At 46.7% G+C, this 23,884-nt stretch carries 19 protein-coding genes; 16 read left to right on the top strand and 3 right to left on the bottom strand.

The window, feature by feature from the left end; all coding sequences use genetic code 11:
• Positions 1-59: 59 nt before the first annotated feature.
• Both R4537_RS06770 and R4537_RS06775 read right to left on the bottom strand, forming a co-directional pair.
• On the bottom strand, positions 60-1,514 hold the full coding sequence (locus R4537_RS06770) for a dihydrolipoyl dehydrogenase (RefSeq protein WP_071179304.1): 1,455 nt from the start codon (positions 1,512-1,514) through the stop codon (positions 60-62).
• 71 nt (positions 1,515-1,585) lie between these two features.
• The gene (locus R4537_RS06775) at positions 1,586-2,317 is read right to left on the bottom strand and encodes a glutathione peroxidase (protein ID WP_000495225.1); all 732 of its coding nucleotides are present in this window, start codon (positions 2,315-2,317) and stop codon (positions 1,586-1,588) included.
• A gap of 139 nt (positions 2,318-2,456) precedes the next feature.
• On the opposite strand from R4537_RS06775, the gene oxyR reads away from it, so the two are divergent.
• Positions 2,457-3,350: a DNA-binding transcriptional regulator OxyR gene (gene oxyR / locus R4537_RS06780; RefSeq protein WP_071179303.1), complete on the top strand. Its 894-nt coding sequence runs from the start codon at positions 2,457-2,459 to the stop codon at positions 3,348-3,350.
• Positions 3,351-3,426: 76 nt separating this feature from the next.
• Here oxyR and R4537_RS06785 read toward each other — a convergent pair whose 3' ends face one another.
• Positions 3,427-5,904 carry a penicillin-binding protein 1A gene (locus tag R4537_RS06785; protein ID WP_071179302.1) on the bottom strand — a complete coding sequence of 826 codons (2,478 nt, stop codon included), beginning with the start codon at positions 5,902-5,904 and terminating at the stop codon, positions 3,427-3,429.
• Positions 5,905-6,046: 142 nt separating this feature from the next.
• Here R4537_RS06785 and pilM point away from each other — a divergent pair, with 142 nt between their 5' ends.
• The 15 genes from pilM to R4537_RS06860 all read left to right on the top strand — a co-directional run bounded on the left by pilM (position 6,047) and on the right by R4537_RS06860 (position 23,875).
• Entirely contained in the window at positions 6,047-7,063 is a 1,017-nt protein-coding gene (gene pilM, locus R4537_RS06790) for a type IV pilus assembly protein PilM (protein ID WP_071179301.1), read from the top strand.
• On the top strand, positions 7,053-7,637 hold the full coding sequence (locus R4537_RS06795) for a PilN domain-containing protein (RefSeq protein ID WP_071179300.1): 585 nt from the start codon (positions 7,053-7,055) through the stop codon (positions 7,635-7,637). Before pilM ends, R4537_RS06795 begins: the two co-directional genes overlap by 11 nt.
• Entirely contained in the window at positions 7,630-8,220 is a 591-nt protein-coding gene (locus R4537_RS06800) for a type IV pilus inner membrane component PilO (protein ID WP_000157690.1), read from the top strand. The genes R4537_RS06795 and R4537_RS06800 overlap by 8 nt, the downstream gene beginning before the upstream one ends.
• Entirely contained in the window at positions 8,210-8,728 is a 519-nt protein-coding gene (locus R4537_RS06805) for a pilus assembly protein PilP (RefSeq protein ID WP_071179299.1), read from the top strand. Before R4537_RS06800 ends, R4537_RS06805 begins: the two co-directional genes overlap by 11 nt.
• A gap of 25 nt (positions 8,729-8,753) precedes the next feature.
• Positions 8,754-10,475, top strand: coding sequence for a type IV pilus secretin PilQ (locus R4537_RS06810; RefSeq protein WP_071179298.1), 1,722 nt, complete (start codon positions 8,754-8,756; stop codon positions 10,473-10,475).
• A 186-nt stretch (positions 10,476-10,661) separates the two neighbouring features.
• The gene (gene aroK, locus R4537_RS06815) at positions 10,662-11,186 is read left to right on the top strand and encodes a shikimate kinase AroK (protein ID WP_000818615.1); all 525 of its coding nucleotides are present in this window, start codon (positions 10,662-10,664) and stop codon (positions 11,184-11,186) included.
• A gap of 27 nt (positions 11,187-11,213) precedes the next feature.
• Complete coding sequence (gene aroB, locus R4537_RS06820; RefSeq protein ID WP_000439813.1) at positions 11,214-12,299, top strand: 3-dehydroquinate synthase; 1,086 nt, start codon at positions 11,214-11,216, stop codon at positions 12,297-12,299.
• A 53-nt stretch (positions 12,300-12,352) separates the two neighbouring features.
• Positions 12,353-13,810, top strand: coding sequence for an AAA family ATPase (locus R4537_RS06825; protein ID WP_071179297.1), 1,458 nt, complete (start codon positions 12,353-12,355; stop codon positions 13,808-13,810).
• Positions 13,811-13,879: 69 nt separating this feature from the next.
• The gene (locus R4537_RS06830; RefSeq protein WP_071179296.1) at positions 13,880-14,701 is read left to right on the top strand and encodes a Dam family site-specific DNA-(adenine-N6)-methyltransferase; all 822 of its coding nucleotides are present in this window, start codon (positions 13,880-13,882) and stop codon (positions 14,699-14,701) included.
• A 138-nt stretch (positions 14,702-14,839) separates the two neighbouring features.
• Positions 14,840-15,514, top strand: a complete 675-nt coding sequence (rpe, locus tag R4537_RS06835) for a ribulose-phosphate 3-epimerase (protein ID WP_000651337.1) — start codon at positions 14,840-14,842, stop codon at positions 15,512-15,514.
• A gap of 19 nt (positions 15,515-15,533) precedes the next feature.
• Positions 15,534-16,214: a phosphoglycolate phosphatase gene (locus R4537_RS06840; protein WP_000835873.1), complete on the top strand. Its 681-nt coding sequence runs from the start codon at positions 15,534-15,536 to the stop codon at positions 16,212-16,214.
• A 127-nt stretch (positions 16,215-16,341) separates the two neighbouring features.
• Positions 16,342-17,358 carry a tryptophan--tRNA ligase gene (gene trpS, locus R4537_RS06845; RefSeq protein ID WP_000042609.1) on the top strand — a complete coding sequence of 339 codons (1,017 nt, stop codon included), beginning with the start codon at positions 16,342-16,344 and terminating at the stop codon, positions 17,356-17,358.
• A gap of 164 nt (positions 17,359-17,522) precedes the next feature.
• Positions 17,523-18,287, top strand: coding sequence for a substrate-binding periplasmic protein (locus tag R4537_RS06850; protein WP_071179295.1), 765 nt, complete (start codon positions 17,523-17,525; stop codon positions 18,285-18,287).
• Positions 18,288-18,556: 269 nt separating this feature from the next.
• On the top strand, positions 18,557-21,172 hold the full coding sequence (gene xds / locus R4537_RS06855) for a GlyGly-anchored extracellular endonuclease Xds (protein WP_071179294.1): 2,616 nt from the start codon (positions 18,557-18,559) through the stop codon (positions 21,170-21,172).
• Between the two features lie 261 nt (positions 21,173-21,433).
• Positions 21,434-23,875 (top strand): two-partner secretion domain-containing protein, encoded by a 2,442-nt coding sequence (locus R4537_RS06860; RefSeq protein ID WP_071179293.1) that lies wholly within the window; start codon positions 21,434-21,436, stop codon positions 23,873-23,875.
• The last annotated feature ends 9 nt before the right edge of the window (positions 23,876-23,884 follow it).

Consider the following 23,884-nt stretch of genomic DNA (forward strand, 5'->3'; position numbering starts at 1 on the left):
AGGTTGAGCTCAGGCTTTGGTATTTTTACTGAAAGAATCGATTCTGAGTGCGCGGGAAATTAACAGCCCGGACCACAATCCAAACAGTGTTTGATCATCTCAGGGCCTAAGTGCAGCTTCGCTTTTAAATCACGCAGAGCAGTGCGTACCCCTTCTTCTATCACCGGATGGTAGAAAGGCATATCGAGCATTTGCGAAATGGTCATCTGGTTTTGGTGCGCCCAAGCCAGCAAGTGTGCTAAATGCTCGGCATTCGGTCCCATCATCTCTGCGCCAAGGAAACGGCCAGTACCTTGCTCACCATACACATGCAGCAAACCTTTGTTGCGCAGCATCACGCGTGAACGGCCTTGGTTTTCAAACGACACTTCACCCACCGCAAAGCAGCCACAGTTACCCAAACGCTGAGTCAATTGCTTATAGGTTTCCCCGACCATAGCGATTTGTGGATCAGAAAACACTGCAGAAATTGGCGAGCGGCGTAAACCCGCGCGAATGTCAGGGAAGCGGCCTGCGTTATCGCCGGCAATGCGTCCTTGATCTGCGGCTTCATGCAGCAGCGGGATCTGATTGCTGGCATCGCCTGCAATAAAGATTGAAGGTACCGAGGTTTGCAATGTGTAATGATCAGCTTTAGGTACGCCACGCTCATCCAGTGCCACATCGGTATTTTCCAGAGCCAATTTGTCAACGTTGGGACGACGACCTGTTGCGGCAAGTACATAATCCACGATGAAGGTTTCTAGCTCACCTTGTTGGTTGATAAATTGTATTTCGACTTTATCGCCAGCAATACGTTTCATGCTTTCGACTTTGACATCTGCATCAAGATAAAACTCTTGTTGGAAAGCACGATTCGCGTAAGCCATGACATCAGGATCAGTAAGTGGTCCCACTTGACCGCCTAAGCCAAACACTTTCACTTTCACCCCTAAACGATGCAGGGATTGGCCAAGTTCTAAACCGATCACGCCCGGACCAAACACTGCGACGGCTTGTGGCAGGTCATCCCACTCAAATACGTCATCGTTGACCACAAGGCGATCGCCGAGCTCATTCCATACTGCTGGATAAGCAGGGCGAGAACCCGTCGCCATCACGATACGTTTGGCATGAATACGCGTGTGATCATCCACTTGCAGCGTATGGTTATCAATAAACTTGGCGTAGCCTGCAATCTTGTCTTGTTCAGGAATGGAATCCACCCCTTCCAGCACAAAACCGACAAAGCGATCTCGTTCGCGCTTGACGCGATCCATCACTTCACGGCCATTAATCACAATTTCACCTTGTGGGTAAACCCCAAAGCCGGGCGCTTTTTCAATCTGGTGTACACTTTCTGCCGCGGCGATCAGCAGTTTGGAAGGCATACAACCCACACGCGCACAGGTGGTGCCGTAAGGGCCGCCTTCAATCATCACCACATTCTGAGTGTAAGCTTTGGCTGCGCGATAAGCGCCTAGGCCAGCAGTGCCACCGCCGATCACGGCGACATCAACGTGAATCTGTTTCATTATGGATCCTCAATCGGTTTGTTCTCAGTCTGAAAGGGCAGTTTTAGGCTCCCATGTGGGAGCCTTGAAACTTATTGATTTAGGTAGGTTTCTAAGTCGTCGCTACCACCAATGTGTTTACCACCGATAAACACTTGTGGCACTGTACTGCGGCCAGAGACAGCGCGCAGACTCACTGTGGTGGCGTCTTTACCTAAAATCAGCTCTTCATACTGTAGACCGGCATCAATTAGTGCTTGTTTCGCCTTGGCGCAATAAGGGCAGCCTGGCTTAGTGAAAATAGTCACTGATTCTTGCACCTTGTATTGAGGGGCAATGTATTTGAGCATGGTATCGGCGTCCGATACTTTGAACGGGTCGCCCGGCTCATTCGGTTCGATAAACATTTTTTCTACCACACCGTCTTTAACCAGCATGCTGTAGCGCCATGAGCGTTTACCAAAGCCAAGGTCATTTTTATCCACCAACATGCCCATGCCATCGGTAAATTCACCATTACCATCAGGAATGAAGGTGATGTTGTCGGCGTTTTGGTCATCTTTCCAAGCATTCATCACGAAAGTATCGTTAACCGATACGCACAGAATGCTATCGACACCATGCTCTTTAAAGACTGGAAACAGCTCGTTGTAGCGTGGCAGGTGAGTGGATGAACAGGTTGGAGTAAAGGCACCCGGCAAGCTAAACACGATAACGGTTTTGCCTTTGAACAGTTCATCGGTAGTCACATTGACCCAAGCGTCACCTTGGCGAGTAGGAAAAGTAACCTGTGGAATGGTTTGACCTTCTTTAGATGTAAACATTGTGTTCCTCATTTGTGAAATTTAATTTTAAATCAATAGGATGTGTTTCCTTGTTGGTGGCTATTGTTAAAGAAAAGCTTTGATAGCTCTAATCGTTTAATGCTATGGTTTTAATAGATGTATTCTATCTGGGGAAGCTATGAACATTCGTGATTTTGAATACTTGGTCGCATTAGCTGACCACAAGCATTTTCGTAAAGCGGCTGAAGCGTGCTTTGTCAGCCAACCTACTTTGAGTGGCCAGATCCGCAAGTTGGAAGATGAAATTGGCACAACCTTGCTTGAGCGCAGTAGTCGTCGAGTTCTGTTTACCGAAGCTGGACTACAGCTGGTTGATCAGGCAAAGAAAATCCTTTCGGAAGTGAAAACGTTTAAAGATATGGCTAACCAGCAAACCGGAGCCATGACAGGGCCGTTGCACATTGGCTTTATTCCGACCTTAGGGCCGTATTTACTGCCGAAGATCATTCCTACTTTGAAAGAACGTTTCCCTGAATTGGAGTTGTATCTGCATGAAGCGCAGACTAGCCAGTTAGTGCGTCAACTCGAAGAGGGCAAACTCGATTGCTTGGTGCTCGCTTCGGTGGAAGAGACAGCACCTTTTAAAGAAATTGAGCTGTATAACGAAGTGATGAGCATTGCGGTACCTTGCGATCATGCTTGGGCGGCACGTGACGAAGTGGACATGCTGGAGCTGAAAGGTAAGACCGTATTGGCTTTGGGAGATGGGCATTGCCTGCGCGATCAAGCGTTAGGTTTTTGCTTTGCTGCGGGAGCGAAAGATGATGAGCGTTTCAAGGCCACTAGCTTAGAAACGTTGCGCAATATGGTGGCTGCGGGCGCGGGGATCACTTTATTGCCTGAGTTAGCTTTACCTGAAGATAAAACCAAAGATGGGGTATGTTATCTGCGGGCGGTTAACCCGATTCCATCGCGTCGACTCGTCTTGGCTTATCGCCCAGGCTCGCCTTTACGTCAGCGGTTTGAGCAGTTGGCAGAAGTGATTAAAGATCGTTTGCAGCAAAGCGAGTAAGACGTCGAATCGAATACAAAAAAAGAGGCTGATGATTCAGCCTCTTTTTTATTGGTTTCTTATTGACCATCGGTCGCTAGAATAACTCTTCACCAGAACTGGTCGAATAGATGGACTCATTGACATGTTCGCTGACGTATTCCGTCGGCTCAGTGCCTGCTTCGAAATACTCAAACATCGAGCTAGAGTCGAGTTTATTGGTCAGTAAGCCAGAATCGCGATCAATGCGGACACGAACGATATTGTTCGGTATTACTTTTTGTTGAACAGGCACGCCTTGCAGGGCGAGAGACATAAACTCAACCCAAGCTGGCAAGGCGGTTTTTCCACCAGATTCCGCACCGGAAACATCATCTTCAATGTTTCGATTCGGCGCTGTTTTGCCTAGGTTACGGCTATGATCATCAAAACCAACCCAAGCTACACTAACGATGCCTGGGGCATAGCCGTTGTACCATGCATCTTTCGAGTCGTTGGTGGTGCCGGTTTTACCGCCGATATCGCGGCGTTTCAGCGCCTGTGCACGCCAACCGGTACCGTTCCAACCGGTATCTGAGCTCCACTCTCCGCCACCCCAAATATTGCTGTATAGCATTTCACGCGTTAAGAAAGCGTTTTGCTCGGAAATCACTTTTGGGGCATAAGGGCTTGCCGCGTCTTGTTCGGCAAACTCATCAAACTCCGATGAGCATCCATTGCGGCAAACAACTTTGGGTTTTGCAGTAAATTCAATGTTGCCAAATGGATTTTCGACGCGGCTGATGTAGAAAGGCTCAACGAAGTAACCATTGTTGGCAAAAACCGAGAAGCCTTGTGCCATTTGTACTGGGGTTAGGCTGCCCGCCCCGAGCGCAATCGTCTCAGAGCGCGGTAACTGATCTAATTTGAAACCAAAGCGGGTCAGGAATTCGCGTGTTTCATCCAAACCCACTTCACGCAAAACGCGCACGGCCATGACGTTTTTCGATTGGGCTAAACCAATTCTTAGTCGTGTTGGGCCGGTATAGGTTGGTGGTGAGTTCTTCGGACGCCATGCCGTGCCTTGACTCTCATCCCATTGGTTAATTGGCGCATCATTAATCAGCGTGGCTAAAGTGAGCCCTTTATTCAGCGCTGCAGAGTAGATAAATGGCTTGATACTTGACCCTACTTGACGCACTGACTGGGTGGCACGGTTAAACTTGTTGTGCACAAAGTTAAAGCCACCAACCAACGCAGTGACCGCACCGTTTTCTGGATTCATCGCGACAAATGCGGTGTTGGCATTTGGAACCTGAGTTAGCTTCCAAGCCGCAATCGCGCCATTTTGGGTGCGTGGACGAACCCAAATCTGTTCTCCTGCTGCTAAAAATTCGTTAGCACTTTTCGGCAGTGGACCTTGGCGATCGTCGTTAATAAATCGACGTGCCCAATTCATGTCTTCCCAAGCGATGGTTTGCACACCATAGCTTTTTACCCACACTTGAGCCGATTTTTCTTCAACACTCAGAACCGCGGCAGGGAACATATCGCCATAGGTAGGCTCATTACTCAGGTATTCAGACAACTGAGTGCTACTCCAAGCCGGTTGATTGGCTTGCCACAACTCTTTTTCTGCACCGCGATAACCGTGACGCTCATCGTAAGCCAACAGGTTGTTGATTGCGGCTTGGTTGGCGGCTCTTTGCAACTTAGAGTCGACCGTCGTGTAGACATTCATGCCTGACGTGTAAGCAGCTTCTTCACCGTAGCGCTCAACCATCCATGCGCGAGCAATTTCTGCCACATACGGTGCGTTTAACTCAATCTCTGCGCCATGAAATTTAGACTGCACACGTTCGGCACGCGCAGCATCGTATTCCGCTTTAGTGATGTATTTTTCATCCAGCATGCGCTGCAATACTACATTACGACGGTTAGTCGCACGTTCGACAGAATAGATAGGGTTCATGGTTGAAGGGGCTTTAGGAAGGCCTGCAATCAGCGCAATTTCACCTAAGGTAAGGTCTTTCACCTCTTTGCCGAAATACGCTTGCGCAGCTGCGCCGACGCCATAAGAACGGTAGCCAAGGTAAATTTTGTTGAGATACAGCTCTAAGATCTCTTCCTTGCTCAACAGTTGCTCGATATGGATCGCAATGAAGATCTCTTTAACTTTACGCATCACCTTCTTCTCGTTAGAGAGGAAAAAGTTACGCGCAAGCTGCTGGGTGATGGTACTTGCACCTTGCGAAGCACTGCCCGAGGCAAGTACAGCAAAGGCGGCACGCGTGATACCAATCGGGTCAAAACCGTAGTGCTCGTAGTAGCGAGAGTCTTCGGTCGCAATCACCGCTTCGATCAACTCTTTGGGCATTTCTTCCAGTTTGAGCGGGATGCGGCGCTTTTCACCAAATTGGGCGATCAGCTTGCCGTCTTGACTGAAGACTTGCATTGGAGTTTGTAATTGGACATCACGTAGAGTGGCCACATCTGGCAGATCTGATTTCACATAGAAATAGAACCCAAAGATTGTAGTGACTCCAAGAATAATGCAAATCAATGAAAATACTAATAAACGCTTTATGAACTTCACCGGAGAATCCCTGTTTAGTTGAGGCTGCACTAATGCAAACCCTTGTACTCTAGGCTAAAACCTTAGCTCGCAAAATATCATCTGCCTATTTATTGAGAAAATAGGTCTATCGAGCTGAACCTCTTTACTGGAGCTTAGCCTCATGGGTAAATCATTAGTTACGGGTATTGATATCGGCCACCACAGCATTAAAGCAGCAGTGCTCAAACCTATGGGCGACACTTATGCGCTTGTGGGGTATGAGGAGTTGCTCGTTACCGCTGATATTTTCACCGATAATCACACGCTCGATTATCAGAAAATTGTAAAGAAACTAAAAGAACTAAAAAAGGGTTTGCCTCTATTTAGTCATAAAGTCGCGATAGCAATCCCAGATAGCGCCGTGATTAGCAAAGTATTACAAATAGATAGCGATCTTGAGCAGCGCGAGCTGGAATTTGCTGTCTATCAAGCCTTCTCGCATCAATCTCCATTCCCCGTTGAAGAGCTGAGCCTCGATTTCGTCAAAGTGACGGAAAAAAGCCTCGCCCGCAGCAGCACCACAACCTTCCAAGTCTATGCCACCAAAAAAGACGTGGTCGACAGTCGTTTGCATGCCGTTAAAAAAGCGGGTTTTGAACCTGTGTTGATGGATGTGCAAGTACATAGTTTGTTGCATTTATGGCAACTCGCTAGCCGTGCATATCGACGTCCCGACTGGATGTTGGTGGATATTGGCTACACCCAAATTTCATTGTGCCTCGATTTTCCGGAAAAAATGCCCTTTTACAAAGATGTGCCATTAGGAACTCGCCAATTGGAATCAGAACCCAGTGCTGTGAACTCATTGAATCATCCGCTGTTACAAGACCCCACACAGCGTTTTATTCAAGAATTGGTCGACAAAATTGCGCGGCAAATCCAGCTCTTTACTTCGGTTCATGGTGCGCAAAGCCTTGGCGGTTTATGGCTATCGGGGGGCGGTGCCACGCTTTCTGGTTTAGAGGACGCGCTTTATCAACGCTTGTCACTGCCTTGCGAAGTGCTCAATCCTTTTTCACTGTTCAAAAACAATGTGGCAAAACGTAAACGCTCACTGGTTGATGGCCAGCGTTTTAGTACCGCCGCCGGTCTTGCCTTACGAGGCTTAGCATGGTTGGAGAGTGAGCATGTTGCATAAGGTTAACTTACTGCCGTGGCGTGATGCGCGTCGTGAAGCACATAAAAAGCGTTTTTTAGGGCTAGTGACACTCGGTGTTTTGCTGGCAGTGTTGATGCAATTTGCCGCAGGCGAATACTTGGGCGGACAAATGGCTTTGCAGCAAGAGCGCATTGGGTATTTGCAACAACATATCTTCGCGCTGGATCAGCAGATCGCTAAGTTGAAGATTGCCGAAGAAGAACATAAGGCGTTATTGACCCGCTTGACTGTGGTGGAGCAACTGCAGCAAAAGCGCAATAAAACCACTGAGTTTATGAACCAAATGCCCAACCTTATCCCTGAAGGCGTCTATGTCGACAAGATCAAGATGAATGGCCATCAAATAGAAATAACCGGGATCAGCGATTCCACGGCTCGCTTGGCAACCATGCTCGATAACTTGGAGAAGTCGGACAAATTAACCGATGTCGAAATGCATGAAATCGTTTCAGGAAATAAGCGATTTGGTAAGCAATTTCAGAGTTTTAAAGTCTCCTTTAAAGTTTTAAACCCAACCTCTAACTCACAAGATGGGGAGGCACATAATGGCTAGTTTGCAAGAGTTAGAATTGGATGAAATCAGTGAATGGCCGCTGCTGCCTCAATTGGTGGTGATTCTGCTTATCATGCTGCTGATCCAAGGTGCTGGTTATTGGTTCTATCTCATGCCCAAACAAGACGAGATTGCGCTTTTAAAGCAGGAAGAGGAAACCGTCAAGGCCACACTGCGCATCAAAGCCAATAAAGTAGCGGTATTGCCGCAGATCCAAGCTCAGTTGGACGAACTGAAAGAGCGTTACGATTTTTTACTGCGCCAGCTACCGGTGCAAAAAGAGTTAGCCAGCATGCTGGCGTCAGTCAACCAGCTTGGGCTCGATAGTTCGCTTACCTTTACACGGATTGATTGGGGGGAGCGTGAAAGCCAAGAGTTTCTTTACCGCTTACCGCTCAATATCGAACTGACGGGGAGCTATCACGATATTGGCGATTTTTCGCAAGCGATTGCCAAGCTACCGCGCATCATCAACTTCGACGATGTGGATTGGCAGCGGGTAAGCCAAGAGAGTAGCACGCTGCACTTTCGAGTCAGAGCCTATACCTACCAGTTTAAGCAGGAGGTGGATGATGAAAAATAAGCCGCTTGGATTATGGCTGATGAGTTTGCTGGTGTTGGTTGGGTGTAAGGCGAACCAGGAAGATTTGACCTCATACGTCGCGCAAGTTGAGCGTGAAGCGCGCAAAGAAGTGACTAAGCTCAAGCCCATTTTAGAGTTTGAAGCCACGGCCTATAAGCAGCACAAGGGGCGTGAGCCATTTGTCTTACCGAAAGAAGCGTTAGTGCAAAACCAACCGTTGGCGAAAGCAGACTGTTGGCAACCCGTGCCACGTGCGAAAAATGGGCCGTTGGAGCGTTACCCATTGCACCAATTGCGCTTAAAAGGGGTGATGAGCAGCGGGGGCAGTATCTCTGCCTTAGTGCAAACGCCGGCAGGGAGTGTGGTCAATGTTAAGACAGGACAGTATGTTGGAATCAATAATGGCAAAGTGACCCGAGTTGACGGCAACTATTTGTTAATTAATGAAACTTTGCCTGATGGCTTAGGGTGTTGGAATCAGCGTAACGTCAAGCTGGCTTTAAAATAATCGGTTGAAGTATAGAGATATAACGATGAGAAATGGATTGAAAACTTATGTCGCACAGACTTGGCTGACCTTATGGGTCGGTTTGGCACTTTGTGCTTCTTCTACGGTGTTTAGTGCTGAATTCGCTACTACCAACCAGTTGGAAAATATTGACTTTCGAGTCAACAAAGAGAAAGCGGCGGTCTTAATTGTCGAATTGGCCTCGCCATCGGCGGTCGTGGATGTGCAAAAAGTCCAAGAAGGGTTGAGCATTGAACTCCTGAAAACCGATGTAGCGGATGACAAGCTGTATCTGCTTGATGTGAAGGATTTTTCAACTCCTGTTGAGAGTGTGGAAGTATTCCGTAAAGCGCCGAGCACACAACTTGTTGTGACTGTCGATGGTGAGTTTCAGCACGATTACACCTTGAAAGGAAAATACCTTGAGGTCGTGATCAGTAAACTTAAAGCTGATGAAAAGCCTAAGCCAAAGAGTGTTTTGGAAAAAGAAGGCAAGCTTATCTCGATTAACTTCCAAGATATTCCTGTCCGTAACGTATTGCAGTTGATTGCCGATTATAACGGTTTCAACTTAGTTGTTTCTGACTCGGTGGTGGGTAACCTGACTTTACGCTTGGATGGCGTGCCTTGGCAGCAAGTGTTGGACATTATTCTGCAAGTCAAAGGGCTTGATAAGCGCGTCGATGGCAATGTGATTTTGATTGCGCCGAAAGAGGAACTCGATTTACGCGAGAAACAAGCGCTCGAAAAAGCCCGTTTAGCGGAAGAACTCGGCGATTTAAAATCAGAAATCATCAAGATTAACTTTGCCAAAGCATCTGACATTGCGGCGATGATCGGCGGTGAAGGCAACGTCAACATGTTGTCTGAGCGAGGGGCGATCAGTATTGACGAACGGACTAACTCACTGTTGATTCGAGAGCTACCCGATAACATCGCAGTGATCCGCGAGATCATCGAATCACTCGATATTCCAGTCAAACAAGTGCAAATTGAGGCACGAATCGTCACAGTGAAAGAAGGTAACTTGGATGAACTAGGTGTGCGCTGGGGCTTCAGCTCGAGCAATGGTTCATTTGGTGCTGGTGGCAGTATTGAAAACAACTTATTACAGACAGTTCCTACCACATTACCTGCTGCCGATTTCAACGTTCAAGACTTCTTGAATGTCAACTTAGCGGCCACATCAAGCAATGCCTCTTCGATTGCATTCCAAGTGGCCAAATTAGGTTCTGGTACCTTGTTGGATTTGGAGCTTTCAGCATTACAAAATGAATCGAAGGCTGAAATCATCTCTAGCCCTCGTTTGATCACCACTAATAAACAGCCTGCCTATATTGAGCAAGGTACCGAGATCCCTTACCTAGAATCGTCTTCCAGTGGTGCCTCTACGGTCGCGTTTAAAAAAGCGGTATTGAGCTTGAAGGTAACGCCACAAATCACCCCAGATAACCGCTTGGTGCTGGATTTAAGCGTGACCCAAGACCGACGGGGTGAAACGGTGAAAACGGGTACTGGAGAAGCTGTCTCCATCGATACTCAGCGCATTGGTACTCAAGTACTGGTGAATAATGGAGAAACCGTGGTGCTGGGTGGCATTTTCCAACACAGCATCAATAATTCGGTAGATAAGGTACCACTGTTGGGGGACTTGCCTGTTTTAGGTGCGTTATTCAGACGAACCTATGAACAAATGGGCAAAAGTGAACTGCTAATTTTTGTCACGCCGAAAGTCGTCATTCAATAACTTAGCGTGTGCGTAACAAGCGAACAAAAATTAAAGTTGCAATAGTGGCACCATATCTAGATAATTTCGGGTCTTATCACGAAATATCGGTGAGGAATAGGTGCCACAAGCATTCCTATGGTTGGCGTATGTCCAGCAACTCTTGTGGCGATGTCATTGAATTAACGTTGTAAATTACTGCTGAACATGGCTGAAAAACGCAATATTTTCCTTGTTGGCCCGATGGGCGCTGGCAAAAGCACAATTGGTAGACACCTAGCTCAACAACTGCACATGGAGTTTATCGACTCTGATACGGTTATCGAAGAACGTACCGGAGCGGATATCGCATGGGTGTTTGATGTTGAAGGTGAAGAAGGCTTCCGCAAGCGCGAAGAGGCCGTTATTAATGATCTAACCGAGCAACAGGGTATCGTACTAGCGACCGGTGGTGGCTCAGTAATTAGTAAAGAGAACCGCAACCGACTGTCTGCTCGCGGTATCGTTGTATACCTCGAAACGACAATTGAAAAACAATTAGCACGTACCAATCGCGATAAAAAGCGCCCACTGCTGCAAACGGATTGCCCGCGTGAAGTGTTAGAGCAATTGGCTGATGATCGTAATCCTCTCTACGAAGAGATTGCGGACATCACAGTACGCACTGACGATCAGAGTGCAAAAGTGGTAGCCAATCAGATCGTAAAAATGCTAGAAGAACACATAATGTAATGTTTCTTCGAATTGGAGTGCAAAACCATGGAGCGGATTACGGTCAATTTAGGTGAACGTAGCTACCCAATCTCAATCGGTGCCGGATTGTTTGCCAATCCGGCTCTTCTTTCCCTATCTGCTAAGCAGAAAGTAGTGATTGTTACCAATCACACTGTCGCTCCGCTTTATGCGCCTGCGATAGTTTCATTACTCGATCACATCGGTTGTCAGCATGCTTTGCTAGAACTGCCCGATGGCGAACAGTACAAAACTCTCGAAACGTTCAATACTGTGATGAGCTTTTTGCTTGAGCATAACTATAGCCGTGATGTGGTTGTCATTGCTTTAGGTGGGGGAGTGATTGGTGATCTGGTCGGCTTCGCGGCAGCTTGTTATCAGCGTGGCGTTGATTTTATTCAAATGCCGACCACACTTCTGTCGCAGGTGGATTCTTCGGTCGGTGGGAAAACCGCGGTCAACCATCCGCTCGGTAAAAACATGATTGGTGCCTTTTATCAGCCCAAGGCGGTAGTGATTGATACTCAATGCTTGACCACGTTGCCCACGCGTGAATTTGCGGCTGGTATGGCAGAAGTCATCAAGTATGGCATCATTTACGACCAACCTTTCTTTGACTGGCTAGAAGCACAGATGGACGCTTTGTACGCATTGGACGAACAAGCGCTCACTTACGCAATTGCACGCTGCTGCCAAATCAAAGCCGAGGTGGTCGCGCAAGATGAGAAAGAGTCGGGCATTCGTGCGTTACTCAACCTTGGTCACACCTTCGGCCATGCGATTGAGGCACACATGGGCTATGGCAATTGGCTGCACGGTGAAGCCGTATCTGCGGGTACAGTAATGGCGGCGAAAACCGCTCAATTACAAGGTCTTATCGATGCATCTCAATTTGAACGTATCCTAGCTATACTGAAAAAAGCGCACTTACCTGTGCGAACCCCAGAGAATATGACCTTTGCCGATTTCATGCAGCATATGATGCGCGATAAAAAAGTATTGGCAGGGGAACTGCGTTTGGTGTTACCGACCAGTATCGGCACATCAGCGGTCGTAAAAGGGGTACCTGAAGCCGTGATAGCACAAGCGATCGAGTATTGTCGCACGGTGTAATCGAGAGACTTGCAGAACATTTTGATATCAGAAATTGTCATTAGGATGGCCCAATGAGCTTGGCACATGAACTGGATTTAGAATCGCAAACTGAGTTACTTGAACGGCTGCAACTGCTGACCCGTTTTGGTTCTAACTTGGTGAATGTTTGTGGTCGCCAAGGGGCGGGAAAATCGTGGCTCGCGCAACGATTTTTAGGCAGTTGGGCGCAAGATAAAAACCAATCTTTGCTCATGTGCCATCCTAACCAAAATGACGAGCAGCGCCGCGTGACGATGTTGTCACAGCTGTTTTCTGAACCACTTTACAATCCCAAAGACGCCTTAGCGGAAAGCTTCGCGCGTCTATTTGAAGACCAAAATTGCGATATCGTGATTGTGGTCGATGATGCCCATTTACTCTCTGAGTCTTTGGTTTCCGAATTGTGGATGTTGGTACTTGAAGCACAAACCAATCCACGCTGGAACGTCAATGTGGTGCTGTTTGCTCAAGACAATGGTCTGGATGCGTTATTAACGCGTTTAAGTTATGGACAAGAACATAAGCCTGTCGATTTAGAAATTGAGATGCTCTCCGAAGATGAAGCAGATCGTTTATTCGAAAATCGCGTCATGCGCTATGTTGATCCACAAGTTGAGCGTAAAGTGCTTAATGCTTATAAGAAGATCAATCCGTTACCGGGGGAAATTATGGCGTTGGCGGAAACGAAAAATGAAAAACGAGTGGTCATCCGCTCGATTATTGGCTCTCCGTTTAATATTGCCTTGGTCGTATTACTTCTCTTGTTGTTACTGGGCGGCGGCTATTGGTGGCTGCTGTCTAAGCCTGTTCCACAAGAGGGTAGCCTGCTTGAAGGCGAGGTCGCCGAACTCAACTCCGAAGCAAACCCTCTAGCTCAAGAGGGCACCTCAAGCGCGAATGGCGATGGCATGTTTGGTGCTGAAGGCGATGACTTTGGTGCCGATGATGATACCTCCGCTTTGCCACCGGATGTGGTGGATACCACAGCCAGTGTCGGTATTGCCGATGACGGTAAGCGCGTCGTGATTAACTCTGATGTGGTGGATGCCTTGCTGCAAGGCAAAGCCGAAACCGCTGATACTTCAGACATCAACAACTTAGTGGAGTCAACTCAAGCGGCGACTGAGCTGAAAACGCAAACTTTACAGCAAACACAAGTGCAGAATGCTCAGCTTAAATCGGTGAGTTTCTCTTTTGCGCGAGATGAGCTGAAGGCCATGTCACCACGCAGCTACACATTGCAGTTGGCGGCGATGAATTCTCTGCAAGATGTGCAAGGCTTTATTAATGAGCACAAACTACAAGGGAAAGTCTACGTTTACCCAACTCTGCGTAACGATGTCGAGTGGTTTATTGTCACTATGGGCAACTATCCCACCATCCAAATGGCGCGTGATGCCTCAGAAAAACTCTCTGCTTCGCTACAAGCGTTAGGTCCTTGGGCTAAATCACTTAGCCAAGTTCAGCGAGAAATCGAGCGTAAGAAATAAACCTGAGCTTCGCTGAAAAATATGTTACATTCCGCAGCCTTATTTTGTGGCCAACGATTAGAGCAGTAGATGAAAAAGCAGCGCGCCTTTCTGAAATGGGCTGGGGGTAAATATAGCCTAGTCGAGGATATTCAACGCCATCTACCAGAAGCTCGTGAGCTTGTTGAGCCTTTCGTTGGCGCAGGCTCGGTCTTCCTGAATACGGATTTTGAACGCTATCTGCTGGCGGACATCAATCCAGATCTGATCAATTTCTACAATCTGCTCAAAACCGAACCTCAAGTTTACATTCACGAAGCTAAGCGTTGGTTTGTGCCCGAAAATAACCGCAAAGAAGTCTACCTCGATATTCGTAAGCAGTTTAACCAGAGTGACGATGCGATGTTTCGCTCGTTAGCGTTTTTGTATATGAACCGCTTTGGGTTTAACGGCCTATGTCGTTATAACAAAAAAGGGGGCTTTAATGTGCCGTTTGGCTCGTACAAAAAGCCTTATTTCCCTGAGCAAGAGTTAGAGTTTTTTGCTGAAAAAGCACAGCGTGCCACCTTTATTTGCGCGTCGTATGGCGAAACCTTCGCTCGCGCGCAAAGCGATAGCGTGATTTATTGCGATCCACCTTACGCACCGCTGTCGACTACGGCCAATTTTACCTCTTATGCGGGCAATGGTTTTACCTTAGACGATCAAGCGGCGTTAGCCGATATCGCCGAGAAAACCGCCAAAGAGCGTGGAATTTCGGTGCTGATTTCCAATCACGATACCACCCATACTCGCCGTTTGTATCGCGGGGCGCAGCTCAATGTGGTCAAAGCTAACCGTACCATCAGTCGTAATGGTGCTGGGCGCAATAAAGTGGATGAGCTTTTAGCACTCTTCACGCCTCATCTTTGATCGCAAGCGTGATCTTGTGGGCTGAATGGTGGATTTCCTCTCCTTGCCTCAAGTCACGCGCTAGGATCTCGTCACCAGCTTAGGTAGAATGGCGGCCACATTGTGTTCAGCTTGCATTCAATTCCTAACGAGGTCGGTATGAAAGATTTTCTCATTGCACCATCCATTCTCTCCGCTGATTTTGCCCGTCTGGGCGAAGATGTTGCCAAAGTGCTCGCCGCAGGAGCGGATGTGGTGCATTTCGATGTGATGGACAATCACTACGTACCGAACCTGACGTTTGGCGCACCGATTTGCAAAGCCCTGCGCGATTACGGCATTACGGCACCGATTGATGTGCATTTGATGGTGAAACCGGTTGATCGCATCATTCCGGACTTTGCCAAAGCTGGTGCCTCCATGATCACTTTCCACGTTGAAGCCTCAGAGCACGTTGACCGTACTTTACAACTCATCAAAGAGTGCGGCTGTCAGGCGGGTGTGGTACTGAATCCAGCGACACCTCTGCACCATCTCGATTACATCATGGATAAAGTCGATTTGATTTTGCTGATGTCGGTGAACCCAGGCTTTGGCGGACAATCTTTCATTCCACATACTTTAGATAAACTGCGCGCGGTGCGTGAACGTATCAAGCAAAGCGGGCGTCCAATTCGTTTGGAAATTGATGGTGGCGTGAAAGTGGAGAATATCCGAGAAATCGCGGAAGCGGGTGCTGATATGTTTGTGGCAGGCTCGGCGATTTTTGGTCAGCCTGATTACCAAGCGGTGATTGAGCAGATGCGTGCTGAACTGGCGAAAGCCAAAATTTAATCTGATTTAGGATCGTGTTTTGAAATCCATAAAATTAATTGCTTTTGATTTGGATGGTACGCTGCTCGACAGCGTGCCGGATTTAGCGGTAGCGGCGGATCAAGCGGCGCGTGCGGTCGGCTATCCGGCGGTGAGCGAAGCGCAGGTGCGTGATTATGTCGGTAATGGTGCAGATGTGTTGATTGCGCGCGCACTCAGCCAGAGCTTAACGATCAATCCTGAATTAAGCCCAGAGCTACGTGCTCAAGCGCGTCACCTGTTTGATGAGTTTTATGAACAAACGGGGCACAAGCTGAGCCACCTGTACCCTAATGTTAAAACCACGCTTTTAGAGCTGCACCAAGCGGGCTTTATTCTGGCGCTCGTGACCAATAAGCCTTCTAAATTTGTGCCAGATGTTCTAGAGCAACACGGCATCGCGCATTTTTTCAGTGATGTGATTGGCGGCGATACCTTCCCGAATAAAAAGCCGGATCCGATGGCGCTGAATTGGTTATTAGAGAAGCATCAGCTAAGTGCTGAGCAAATGTTGATGGTCGGGGATTCGAAAAACGACATTCTGGCGGCAAAAAATGCTGGGTGTTATTCCTTCGGTTTAACCTACGGTTATAACCACGGCGAACCGATTGCCAATGCGGAGCCAGACTTCGTCTCCGATGACATTGGCACGCTGCTTGAAGTGGTGCTCGTTTCGGCGTAAAAGTTGCCGTTCGCACTAGTAAAATACTCGTTAATGAGTACACTGCTTGAACCGCGCCGATTCCGTGCGCGGTTTTTCTCCCTTTGTTTTGTGTAATTTCAATTTCAGTCACAAGGAAATCAAACCCATGAGCAAACCCATTGTATTGAGTGGTGTTCAACCGTCAGGTGAACTAAGTATCGGTAACTACTTGGGTGCTCTACGTCAATGGCAACAGATGCAAGATGATTATGACTGCCAGTACTGTGTTGTGGATTTGCATGCAATTACGGTTCGCCAAGATCCAAAAGCACTGCATGAAGCGACATTGGACGCTTTGGCTATTTGTCTCGCCGTTGGCGTTGATCCGAAAAAGAGCACGCTATTTGTTCAGTCACACGTACCTGAGCATGCTCAACTCGGTTGGGTTTTGAACTGCTACACCCAGATGGGTGAGCTGAGCCGCATGACTCAGTTTAAAGACAAATCAGCACGTTACGCCAACGATGTGAATGCTGGTCTGTTTGGTTATCCGGTACTGATGGCTGCAGATATTCTGCTGTATGGCGCGCACCAAGTGCCAGTGGGCAGCGATCAGAAACAACATCTGGAATTGGCACGCGATATCGCGACCCGTTTCAACAATATCTACAGCCCAGAGCAGCCGATTTTTACCATTCCTGAGCCTTACATCCCAACCGTGAATGCGCGGGTAATGAGTCTGCAAGATGCGACTAAGAAAATGTCCAAATCAGACGATAACCGCAAAAACGTGATCACCTTGTTGGAAGATCCAAAATCGATCATCAAGAAGATCAATAAGGCGCAGACCGATGCGGAAACCCCACCGCGTATCGCCTACGATGTTGAAAACAAAGCGGGCATCGCGAACCTGATGGGACTCTATTCTGCGGCGACAGGTAAAACCTTCGCCGAAATCGAAGCTCAGTACGCAGGCGTTGAAATGTACGGCCCATTTAAGAAAGATGTGGGTGAGGCTGTAGTGGCCATGCTTGAACCCGTACAAGCAGAATACCAACGCATCCGTAACGATCGCGAATACCTGAACAGTGTAATGCGTGATGGCGCAGAAAAAGCCTCGGCAAAAGCGCTGCAAACGCTGAAAAAAGTCTATGCGGCGGTTGGTTTTGTGGCGCGACCTTAAGCCAAAGCGAGCACAATCAAGTCACAGTGAATAAAGCTAGGGTTTCCTAGCTTTATTTTTTCAGGCGAGATAGGTTTGCACAGAGCGAAAGTATTTGAGGAATTCTCCCATCTGCGTTTCATACGGCTACACTTAAAACACCGAAATTTAAAAGAGTGTTAGCCATGAGATTCATCTTGCTGTTGATGCTAGTCGGGATGGCGCATGGAGCGCTAGCCAACCCCTTACGTGTCTGCGTTGGGGACGTTAATGTCTGGCCGCCGTTTACCTATTGGCAAGGCAGCTCTGCACAAGAAAAGGCAGATTCATTGACGGGTTCAGCCACGACCTTGGTGCTCGAAGCACTGAAAAAACAAGAGATAGAATACCAACTGCATTTCATGCCATGGGCTCGGGTTCAGCATGAATTAACTCAAGCAACAGGCCGCTGTGACTTAACCTGGGATGCCAGTTATCGTGCCGAAAGGGCGGAATACAGCTATTTTTCGGTACCGCTCTATACGATCCAGTTAGGCTATTTCACCTTGCCGGAAAACAGTAAGGCTTTGAATCTGGCTACCGACAGCGATGTGCTGTGTGGGATCAATGGTTTTAACTACCAAAATTTCGCATTACCACGAGAGCCTTCACTGACACTCAATTCCGTCCAGCAAGCCTTAAATATGCTGCAAAAAGAGCGTTGTGATTGGTTCGTGAGTGAAATTGAACCAATTTATGGCGGGATCATGTTAGGGCTCTATCAGTTAGATAGACCGATTCAACATCACGTTTTAGGTAAAGAGAAAGAGTACCATGTGCAGGTTCGGCGTAGCCTACCGAACGCGATGCCACTCTTAAACGGCCTCAATGAGTACATTTTACAAGCCCAGTCCAGCGGACATGCGCAAGCGGTTTTTGATCGCTTCTTGTCGATAACGCAAACCGAATAAATCGACGCCATGGCAGTTATGACTTCCTTATCCTCCCAGAGCGGCTCATTCGCCGCGCTGGCTATTTACCCCGCATGTTGAAACTTTGCTATGCATTCAAGTATTTGCTCTATTGATGAGATGAATATCTCGATATCAGTGCTGAATGTTTTTGTGTTGCATGAAAAACAGTAACACTCATCGCGTAAAGTCGTTTTTTTTTAGCGCAACACTGGTTCAATACACCCTGTTTTGTCTGTTAATCGCAAATAGGGAGGAGAAGGTACATCATGGAAATGAGAACAACCCCGAATTTAACGCGTTCAACGTTAGCTTTAGCAATTAGTTTTGGCTTAGTGGCACCAAGCTACGCTGACCTACTGATTTCCCAATACGTTGAAGGCAGCAGCTTCAATAAAGCGATTGAAATTGCCAACACGTCCGATCAAACGGTGAGCCTGAATGGCTATCAACTGGCGATGTCGACCAACGGCAGCGGCACTTGGGATAAAACTTTACCGCTCGATGGACAAGTGATTGCGGCGCGCGATGTGCTGGTGATTGCCCACGGCAGCTCAAATAGTGCGATACTGGCAATCGCCGATATGACCAACAACACAGTGGTTAACTTTAATGGCAATGATCCGATTGCGCTGCTCAATAGCGATGGCACAGTGCATGATGTGGTCGGCAGTATGGGCGGCGCAGATTTTGCGAAAGACAATACGCTCGCCAGAACAAAACTCACCCCAAGCGCTACTTACCAAGCTTCCGATTGGGCGACCCAAGGCAAAGACAATATTGATGGGCTTGGCGCACTGGACGTCGCCACGCTACCGAGTGCGTTCAATTGTACGCTAGATGGTGCTGAACCAAGCTTTACTACTATCCAACAAATTCAAGGTGAAGGCAGTACTTCTCCCTATATCCAAGGTTATCCCTACATCACCAATGAGGATTTCTTTGTCAAAGGTGTGGTGAGTGCAGTAACGACAGGACTGACTAAAGGCTTCTATCTGCAAGCGCTGGAAGATGACTACAACCCGAACACCTCGGAAGGTTTGTTCGTGTTTACCAACCAAAGCAGTTCGGACTTAGCACCGGGCGATGTGGTGTGCGTGAAGGGCAAAGTTCAAGAGTATTACAACCTGACGCAGCTAAAAGTAGAAAACAATCAATGGGTGAAACAAGGCCAGCAAGCTGCGCCACAAGCGCAAGCCATCGAGATCTTGCCTTCGGATGAAAACTTTGCGCAGACGCTAGAGCGTTACGAAGGTATGTTGGTAAAAACGACACCTGAGCTGGATATGCGTGTGACTCGCACCTTTGGTTATGACTATGCTTCGCGCCGTAACAACATGGTACTGGCGCAAGGTCGCATCAATATGCATCCAAACCAGCAGCATCCTGCCGGCTCAGAGCAAGCTTCGCAACAGAAGCTGGATAACGTGCAGCGCCGCTTGTTTGTGGAATCGGATGCCAAAGCACCAGATGGGCAAATTCCATATTACCCTACATTTGGCCGCACCGATGTCGATCAAGATGGTTCAACCGAAGACTATATCCGAATTGATGATACGGTTTCAGGCCTCGAAGGGGTTGTGAGCTACAGCTATAACGAATATCGCCTGATTGTGACCAACACCATCTCGGCAGAAAATTTGGTGCATAACGCGCCGCGTCAAGCCAAGCCAGACCTGGATGAAGGCGATCTGCGCATTGCCACGTTCAACGTACTTAACTACTTCAACTCGCCGTTTGGTGGTGATGCTAACCAACATGGGGATAACCGTGGCGCCAACAATCTGGCTGAATTTGAAGTGCAGCAAGCCAAGATTGTGAATGCGATTGTCCGTTTGGATGCCGATATCGTGGGTTTGATGGAAATTGAGAACAACGGCTTTGGTGAAGGTTCGGCGATTGCGCAATTGGTGAATCAGATCAATAGCCAAATCGCGGATAAGAAAAAACACTACCGCTTTGTGGCTATTGATTCGAATGGTGATGGCAAAACCGATGCTGCCGATTCACTGGGTACTGATGTGATCACCACAGGTGTTATCTATCGCGATAAAGTGGTGAAGCTGGCGCAAAATCGCGTCATCCCAATGCCAAGTCAGCAAGCACCAGAGGTGGTAGATGCCAACGGTAAAGTGATTGAAGATGGTAAAAACTATCAGCGTGATACGCTTGCCCCAACCTTTAAAGTCAAAGGTGGCAACGAAAAAATCACTGTCGCGGTGAATCACTTCAAATCGAAAGGATCAGCGTGTTGGGAAGATGCCGCGCCCGTTGAGCAAGGCGGACAAGCAGGCAAAGATCTCGATTACCAAGGCGCATGTGAAAACTTCCGCGTCGCCGCCGCGGTAGCGTTGGGTGATGCGCTGGCGAAAATCGATGGGCATAAAGTGATTCTCGGTGATATGAACTCGTACGGCATGGAAGATCCTATGCTGGTGCTGACGGACTACACACCAGAGAAATACGGCAAAACCATTCGCGCCGCACGCAATACTTACATTGCCGGTGTGGAGCAGTTTGGAGATGCAGGCGCAGAAATAAAACACAGCTACGGTTATCTCAACGCAGTTGCAATGAAACATCCAGACAGTTGGAGCTACTCATTTAATGATGAAGTCGGCGCGTTGGATCATCTGTTAGTCAGTCCAAGCCTCAAACACAAAGTCGTGGATGCGACCGATTGGCACATTAACGGTGCAGAATCGACCTTGTTTGACTACAACGATGAGTTCAAAGGCAACCTGCCGAAATACAAGGATCAATTCCGCGCCTCAGATCATGACCCCGCGGTACTGGAGCTTAACATCTACGGTGGGTCATTAGGTTTAGGCGCACTGCTTGGCCTATTGGGGCTTGGTGTTTGGCGCCGCCGTCGATCATCGTGATTAAGCTGTTAGCAATGTATAAAAGCCAAGTAGATTTACTTGGCTTTTATATTTTTAAAATCTAATTAAGGCATTGTTTAATTAAATAGGTGATGGTGAGCGTCATCAATATGATAATAATTATCGATTGAAAATGAATTTATCCTGTGTATATTGATTGGCCAAAACATAGCCCAGAGATATCAAATGCTTCTATTCGTTTTATACGAAGGGCGGTAGCTATCTAACAATCTGTATAAACTAATCTTATAGCGAATAATAATGAACTTTATTACTAAGACCTGCTCAGTCATTAGGCTTAAAGCGATTGACATTAGTATATTAATTGTCTTGCTGATGCCTGTTGCTGCTACTTTTGCCAACGTCAAAACTGAATCTTCCACATCAAATGCTAATAGCCCCTCCGTAATTGAAAGTGCTAATCAGTATTTAGTCAAAATTGCTAAGGCAAATGACTATGGACTATCAATAAACCATTTCAAGGAATTGAATAGCAGAGGGAAAATAATCGTATTAGCTAATAATTATTTAGTTAACCCTAAGTTATCAGATGCGCCTGCTAAGACAATAGTCTTAATTCTTGATGATAAACAGAGCGCAAATATTAAGCAGATCCGAATAGAAGGACGTGCGGCAGATCTCGTCTTGTTAGCCCCACAAGGCATTACTTGTAATGGCTGCTCGATTATTAATGCTGAGCGAGTCACATTAGCGACAGGAAGTGCAAATTTTTACAATGATGAGCTCAAAAGTATACAAATATCCCCCAAAGGTAAAATAGATGTCTCTGGTGCTGGCCTTTTAGCCAATGAAAGTAGCTTGCTAGATATTGCAGCTGGTACTTTTCGTCTTGATGCTCATTTAACCACAAACATGAAAGGGCGAGTGACTAGACGAGCTAATAAAGAAGTTCAAGAAATTGATAGTGCTGGAACTTTAGAAGTGTCAAATGGAGATGTGCAGATTATCGTGGGAAATAATCTATTTCGATATGATGATCGCCGATCGGATGCCTCATATTCTGAAATGAACGGTAATTCCATCGAGTTAACGACGAAAGCGAAAATTTCAGTAGGCAATTTACATCTTGAATCAACTTATTCAAAAGCCACGATAGCGCTCAATGGACAAATCTTAGTCAATGGTGCTTGGACCTATGTAGGTCGGTATAGAGATCAAAGTGTTGTGCCTCTTGAATCGATAAAAGTGAAATCAAATGGTGATATTCTTTTAAAAGATCAAGTTATTGTCAATAACCGATTCGATCTAGACTCAACGGGTAGCGTTTATTTTTATTCACCACAAGATAAGCAAAAAAAATTCTTATATGACAATATAAGAGCGAATGAGATAAATGTAGTTAGCACTAAGCTAATAGAAAACAAAGGTGTTATAGTTGCGAGTAAAGTAAAATTCTCTTCAGATAGATTCATTAATGAAGGTGATATTGAATCAACCCGTGAGATATACATTAATGGTGAGCATCAGTTAGTAAACCAGTTTGGTGGTATTATTCTTGGTGAAGATATTCATCTAAAGTCAAGCAACACCATTACAAACGGTTCACAATATCCTTGGCGGTTGGTTCCTAAATCAGATGATCGAGCAAGATCTGCCAATCGATATACAGCTCCTGAAAAAGAAGTTGGAGGGAAATTAGCTGTTCCAACAATCCCTTCTAATATGGAGAAACAACCTGTCGGTTCTTTAGCCGCATTTATCTTGGGGCAAAATATTAAGCTAGAAGCTGAACAATTTATTAATATCAATCCGTATGAAGTGAACCGAGCCAATATTCATGGGTCAGAATTAAAACTCTCTCCAGTTGAAAGCGGTCAAGTTATTGTTTCTTCAGAAAATATCTTGGATTTAAATCTGACTAATCGCTTATGGAATGTCTCATCAATCCTTGAGTCTTGGACGGGTAATGTGATGATTAATGCGCCCGTTATTGACAATGAGCGATATTATCTTTGGGCGGCTACAGATGTTAGTTCAAGAAAAGTTCCACCAAGTATACCGAGTTGGTGCGATGAAATACTAGCAATGTATTCAAATAGTCAGGAGTTTTTAAATGATCCTAATTCTGTAAATTTTGATGGTGGATTTAATATTTTAACGTGGGATAAAAGAGTTCTTTTAAATTGTTATCATGTAGGGCTTGACGAATCAAACTACCCTACTATAAAAATAGAAAAACAATACCTTAAAGCCCTATCTCCCCCATCAAGAATTAACGTTGGTGATAGTTTGGTTATTAAATCTCGCGATTTGAATAATAAACACAGCTCAATAGAAGTTAGAAAAGATGTTTTTGGCCAAGTCTCAAAAGTATGGATGGAGGGGTTAAGCCTAAAAGAGCGTTGGGAGAAAACGACCACTACCCACCATACAAATACTTATTGCTCACGAAGAGTATTTCGTAAGTGTATTAGTCGTAAAACAGACCGTTGGACAACATCCAAAACCGAATTAGTAAAAGATGATGTTATCGCACAGTATCCATTTGTCTTTTATGTCGATGGCCATATTCATGAAGGATTTGGTACAGATTATAAAATTATGCAAAATATCACGTTTGGTCCGCATGCGTCAGCGTATACACCTCGGCCTGTATCACCACCACCTAAGCCAAGTAAATATATACCGATAACCAGTTCTGGCATCACCTTCTTTATCCCTAACCCAAATTTTAAAGAGTAATAGGTGGAA

The sequence above is a fragment of the Vibrio paracholerae genome (assembly GCF_037672085.1).
Classification (GTDB): Bacteria; Pseudomonadota; Gammaproteobacteria; order Enterobacterales; family Vibrionaceae; genus Vibrio; species Vibrio cholerae.

Coding starts and splice junctions, on each gene's coding strand:
- R4537_RS06770 (WP_071179304.1), bottom strand. CDS start 1,514: ATGAAACAGATTCACGTTGATGTCGCCGTGATCGGCGGTGGCACTGCT.
- R4537_RS06775 (WP_000495225.1), bottom strand. CDS start 2,317: ATGTTTACATCTAAAGAAGGTCAAACCATTCCACAGGTTACTTTTCCT.
- oxyR (WP_071179303.1), top strand. CDS start 2,457: ATGAACATTCGTGATTTTGAATACTTGGTCGCATTAGCTGACCACAAG.
- pilM (WP_071179301.1), top strand. CDS start 6,047: ATGGGTAAATCATTAGTTACGGGTATTGATATCGGCCACCACAGCATT.
- R4537_RS06795 (WP_071179300.1), top strand. CDS start 7,053: ATGTTGCATAAGGTTAACTTACTGCCGTGGCGTGATGCGCGTCGTGAA.
- R4537_RS06800 (WP_000157690.1), top strand. CDS start 7,630: ATGGCTAGTTTGCAAGAGTTAGAATTGGATGAAATCAGTGAATGGCCG.
- R4537_RS06805 (WP_071179299.1), top strand. CDS start 8,210: ATGAAAAATAAGCCGCTTGGATTATGGCTGATGAGTTTGCTGGTGTTG.
- R4537_RS06810 (WP_071179298.1), top strand. CDS start 8,754: ATGAGAAATGGATTGAAAACTTATGTCGCACAGACTTGGCTGACCTTA.
- aroK (WP_000818615.1), top strand. CDS start 10,662: ATGGCTGAAAAACGCAATATTTTCCTTGTTGGCCCGATGGGCGCTGGC.
- aroB (WP_000439813.1), top strand. CDS start 11,214: ATGGAGCGGATTACGGTCAATTTAGGTGAACGTAGCTACCCAATCTCA.
- R4537_RS06825 (WP_071179297.1), top strand. CDS start 12,353: ATGAGCTTGGCACATGAACTGGATTTAGAATCGCAAACTGAGTTACTT.
- R4537_RS06830 (WP_071179296.1), top strand. CDS start 13,880: ATGAAAAAGCAGCGCGCCTTTCTGAAATGGGCTGGGGGTAAATATAGC.
- rpe (WP_000651337.1), top strand. CDS start 14,840: ATGAAAGATTTTCTCATTGCACCATCCATTCTCTCCGCTGATTTTGCC.
- trpS (WP_000042609.1), top strand. CDS start 16,342: ATGAGCAAACCCATTGTATTGAGTGGTGTTCAACCGTCAGGTGAACTA.
- R4537_RS06850 (WP_071179295.1), top strand. CDS start 17,523: ATGAGATTCATCTTGCTGTTGATGCTAGTCGGGATGGCGCATGGAGCG.
- xds (WP_071179294.1), top strand. CDS start 18,557: ATGGAAATGAGAACAACCCCGAATTTAACGCGTTCAACGTTAGCTTTA.
- R4537_RS06860 (WP_071179293.1), top strand. CDS start 21,434: ATGAACTTTATTACTAAGACCTGCTCAGTCATTAGGCTTAAAGCGATT.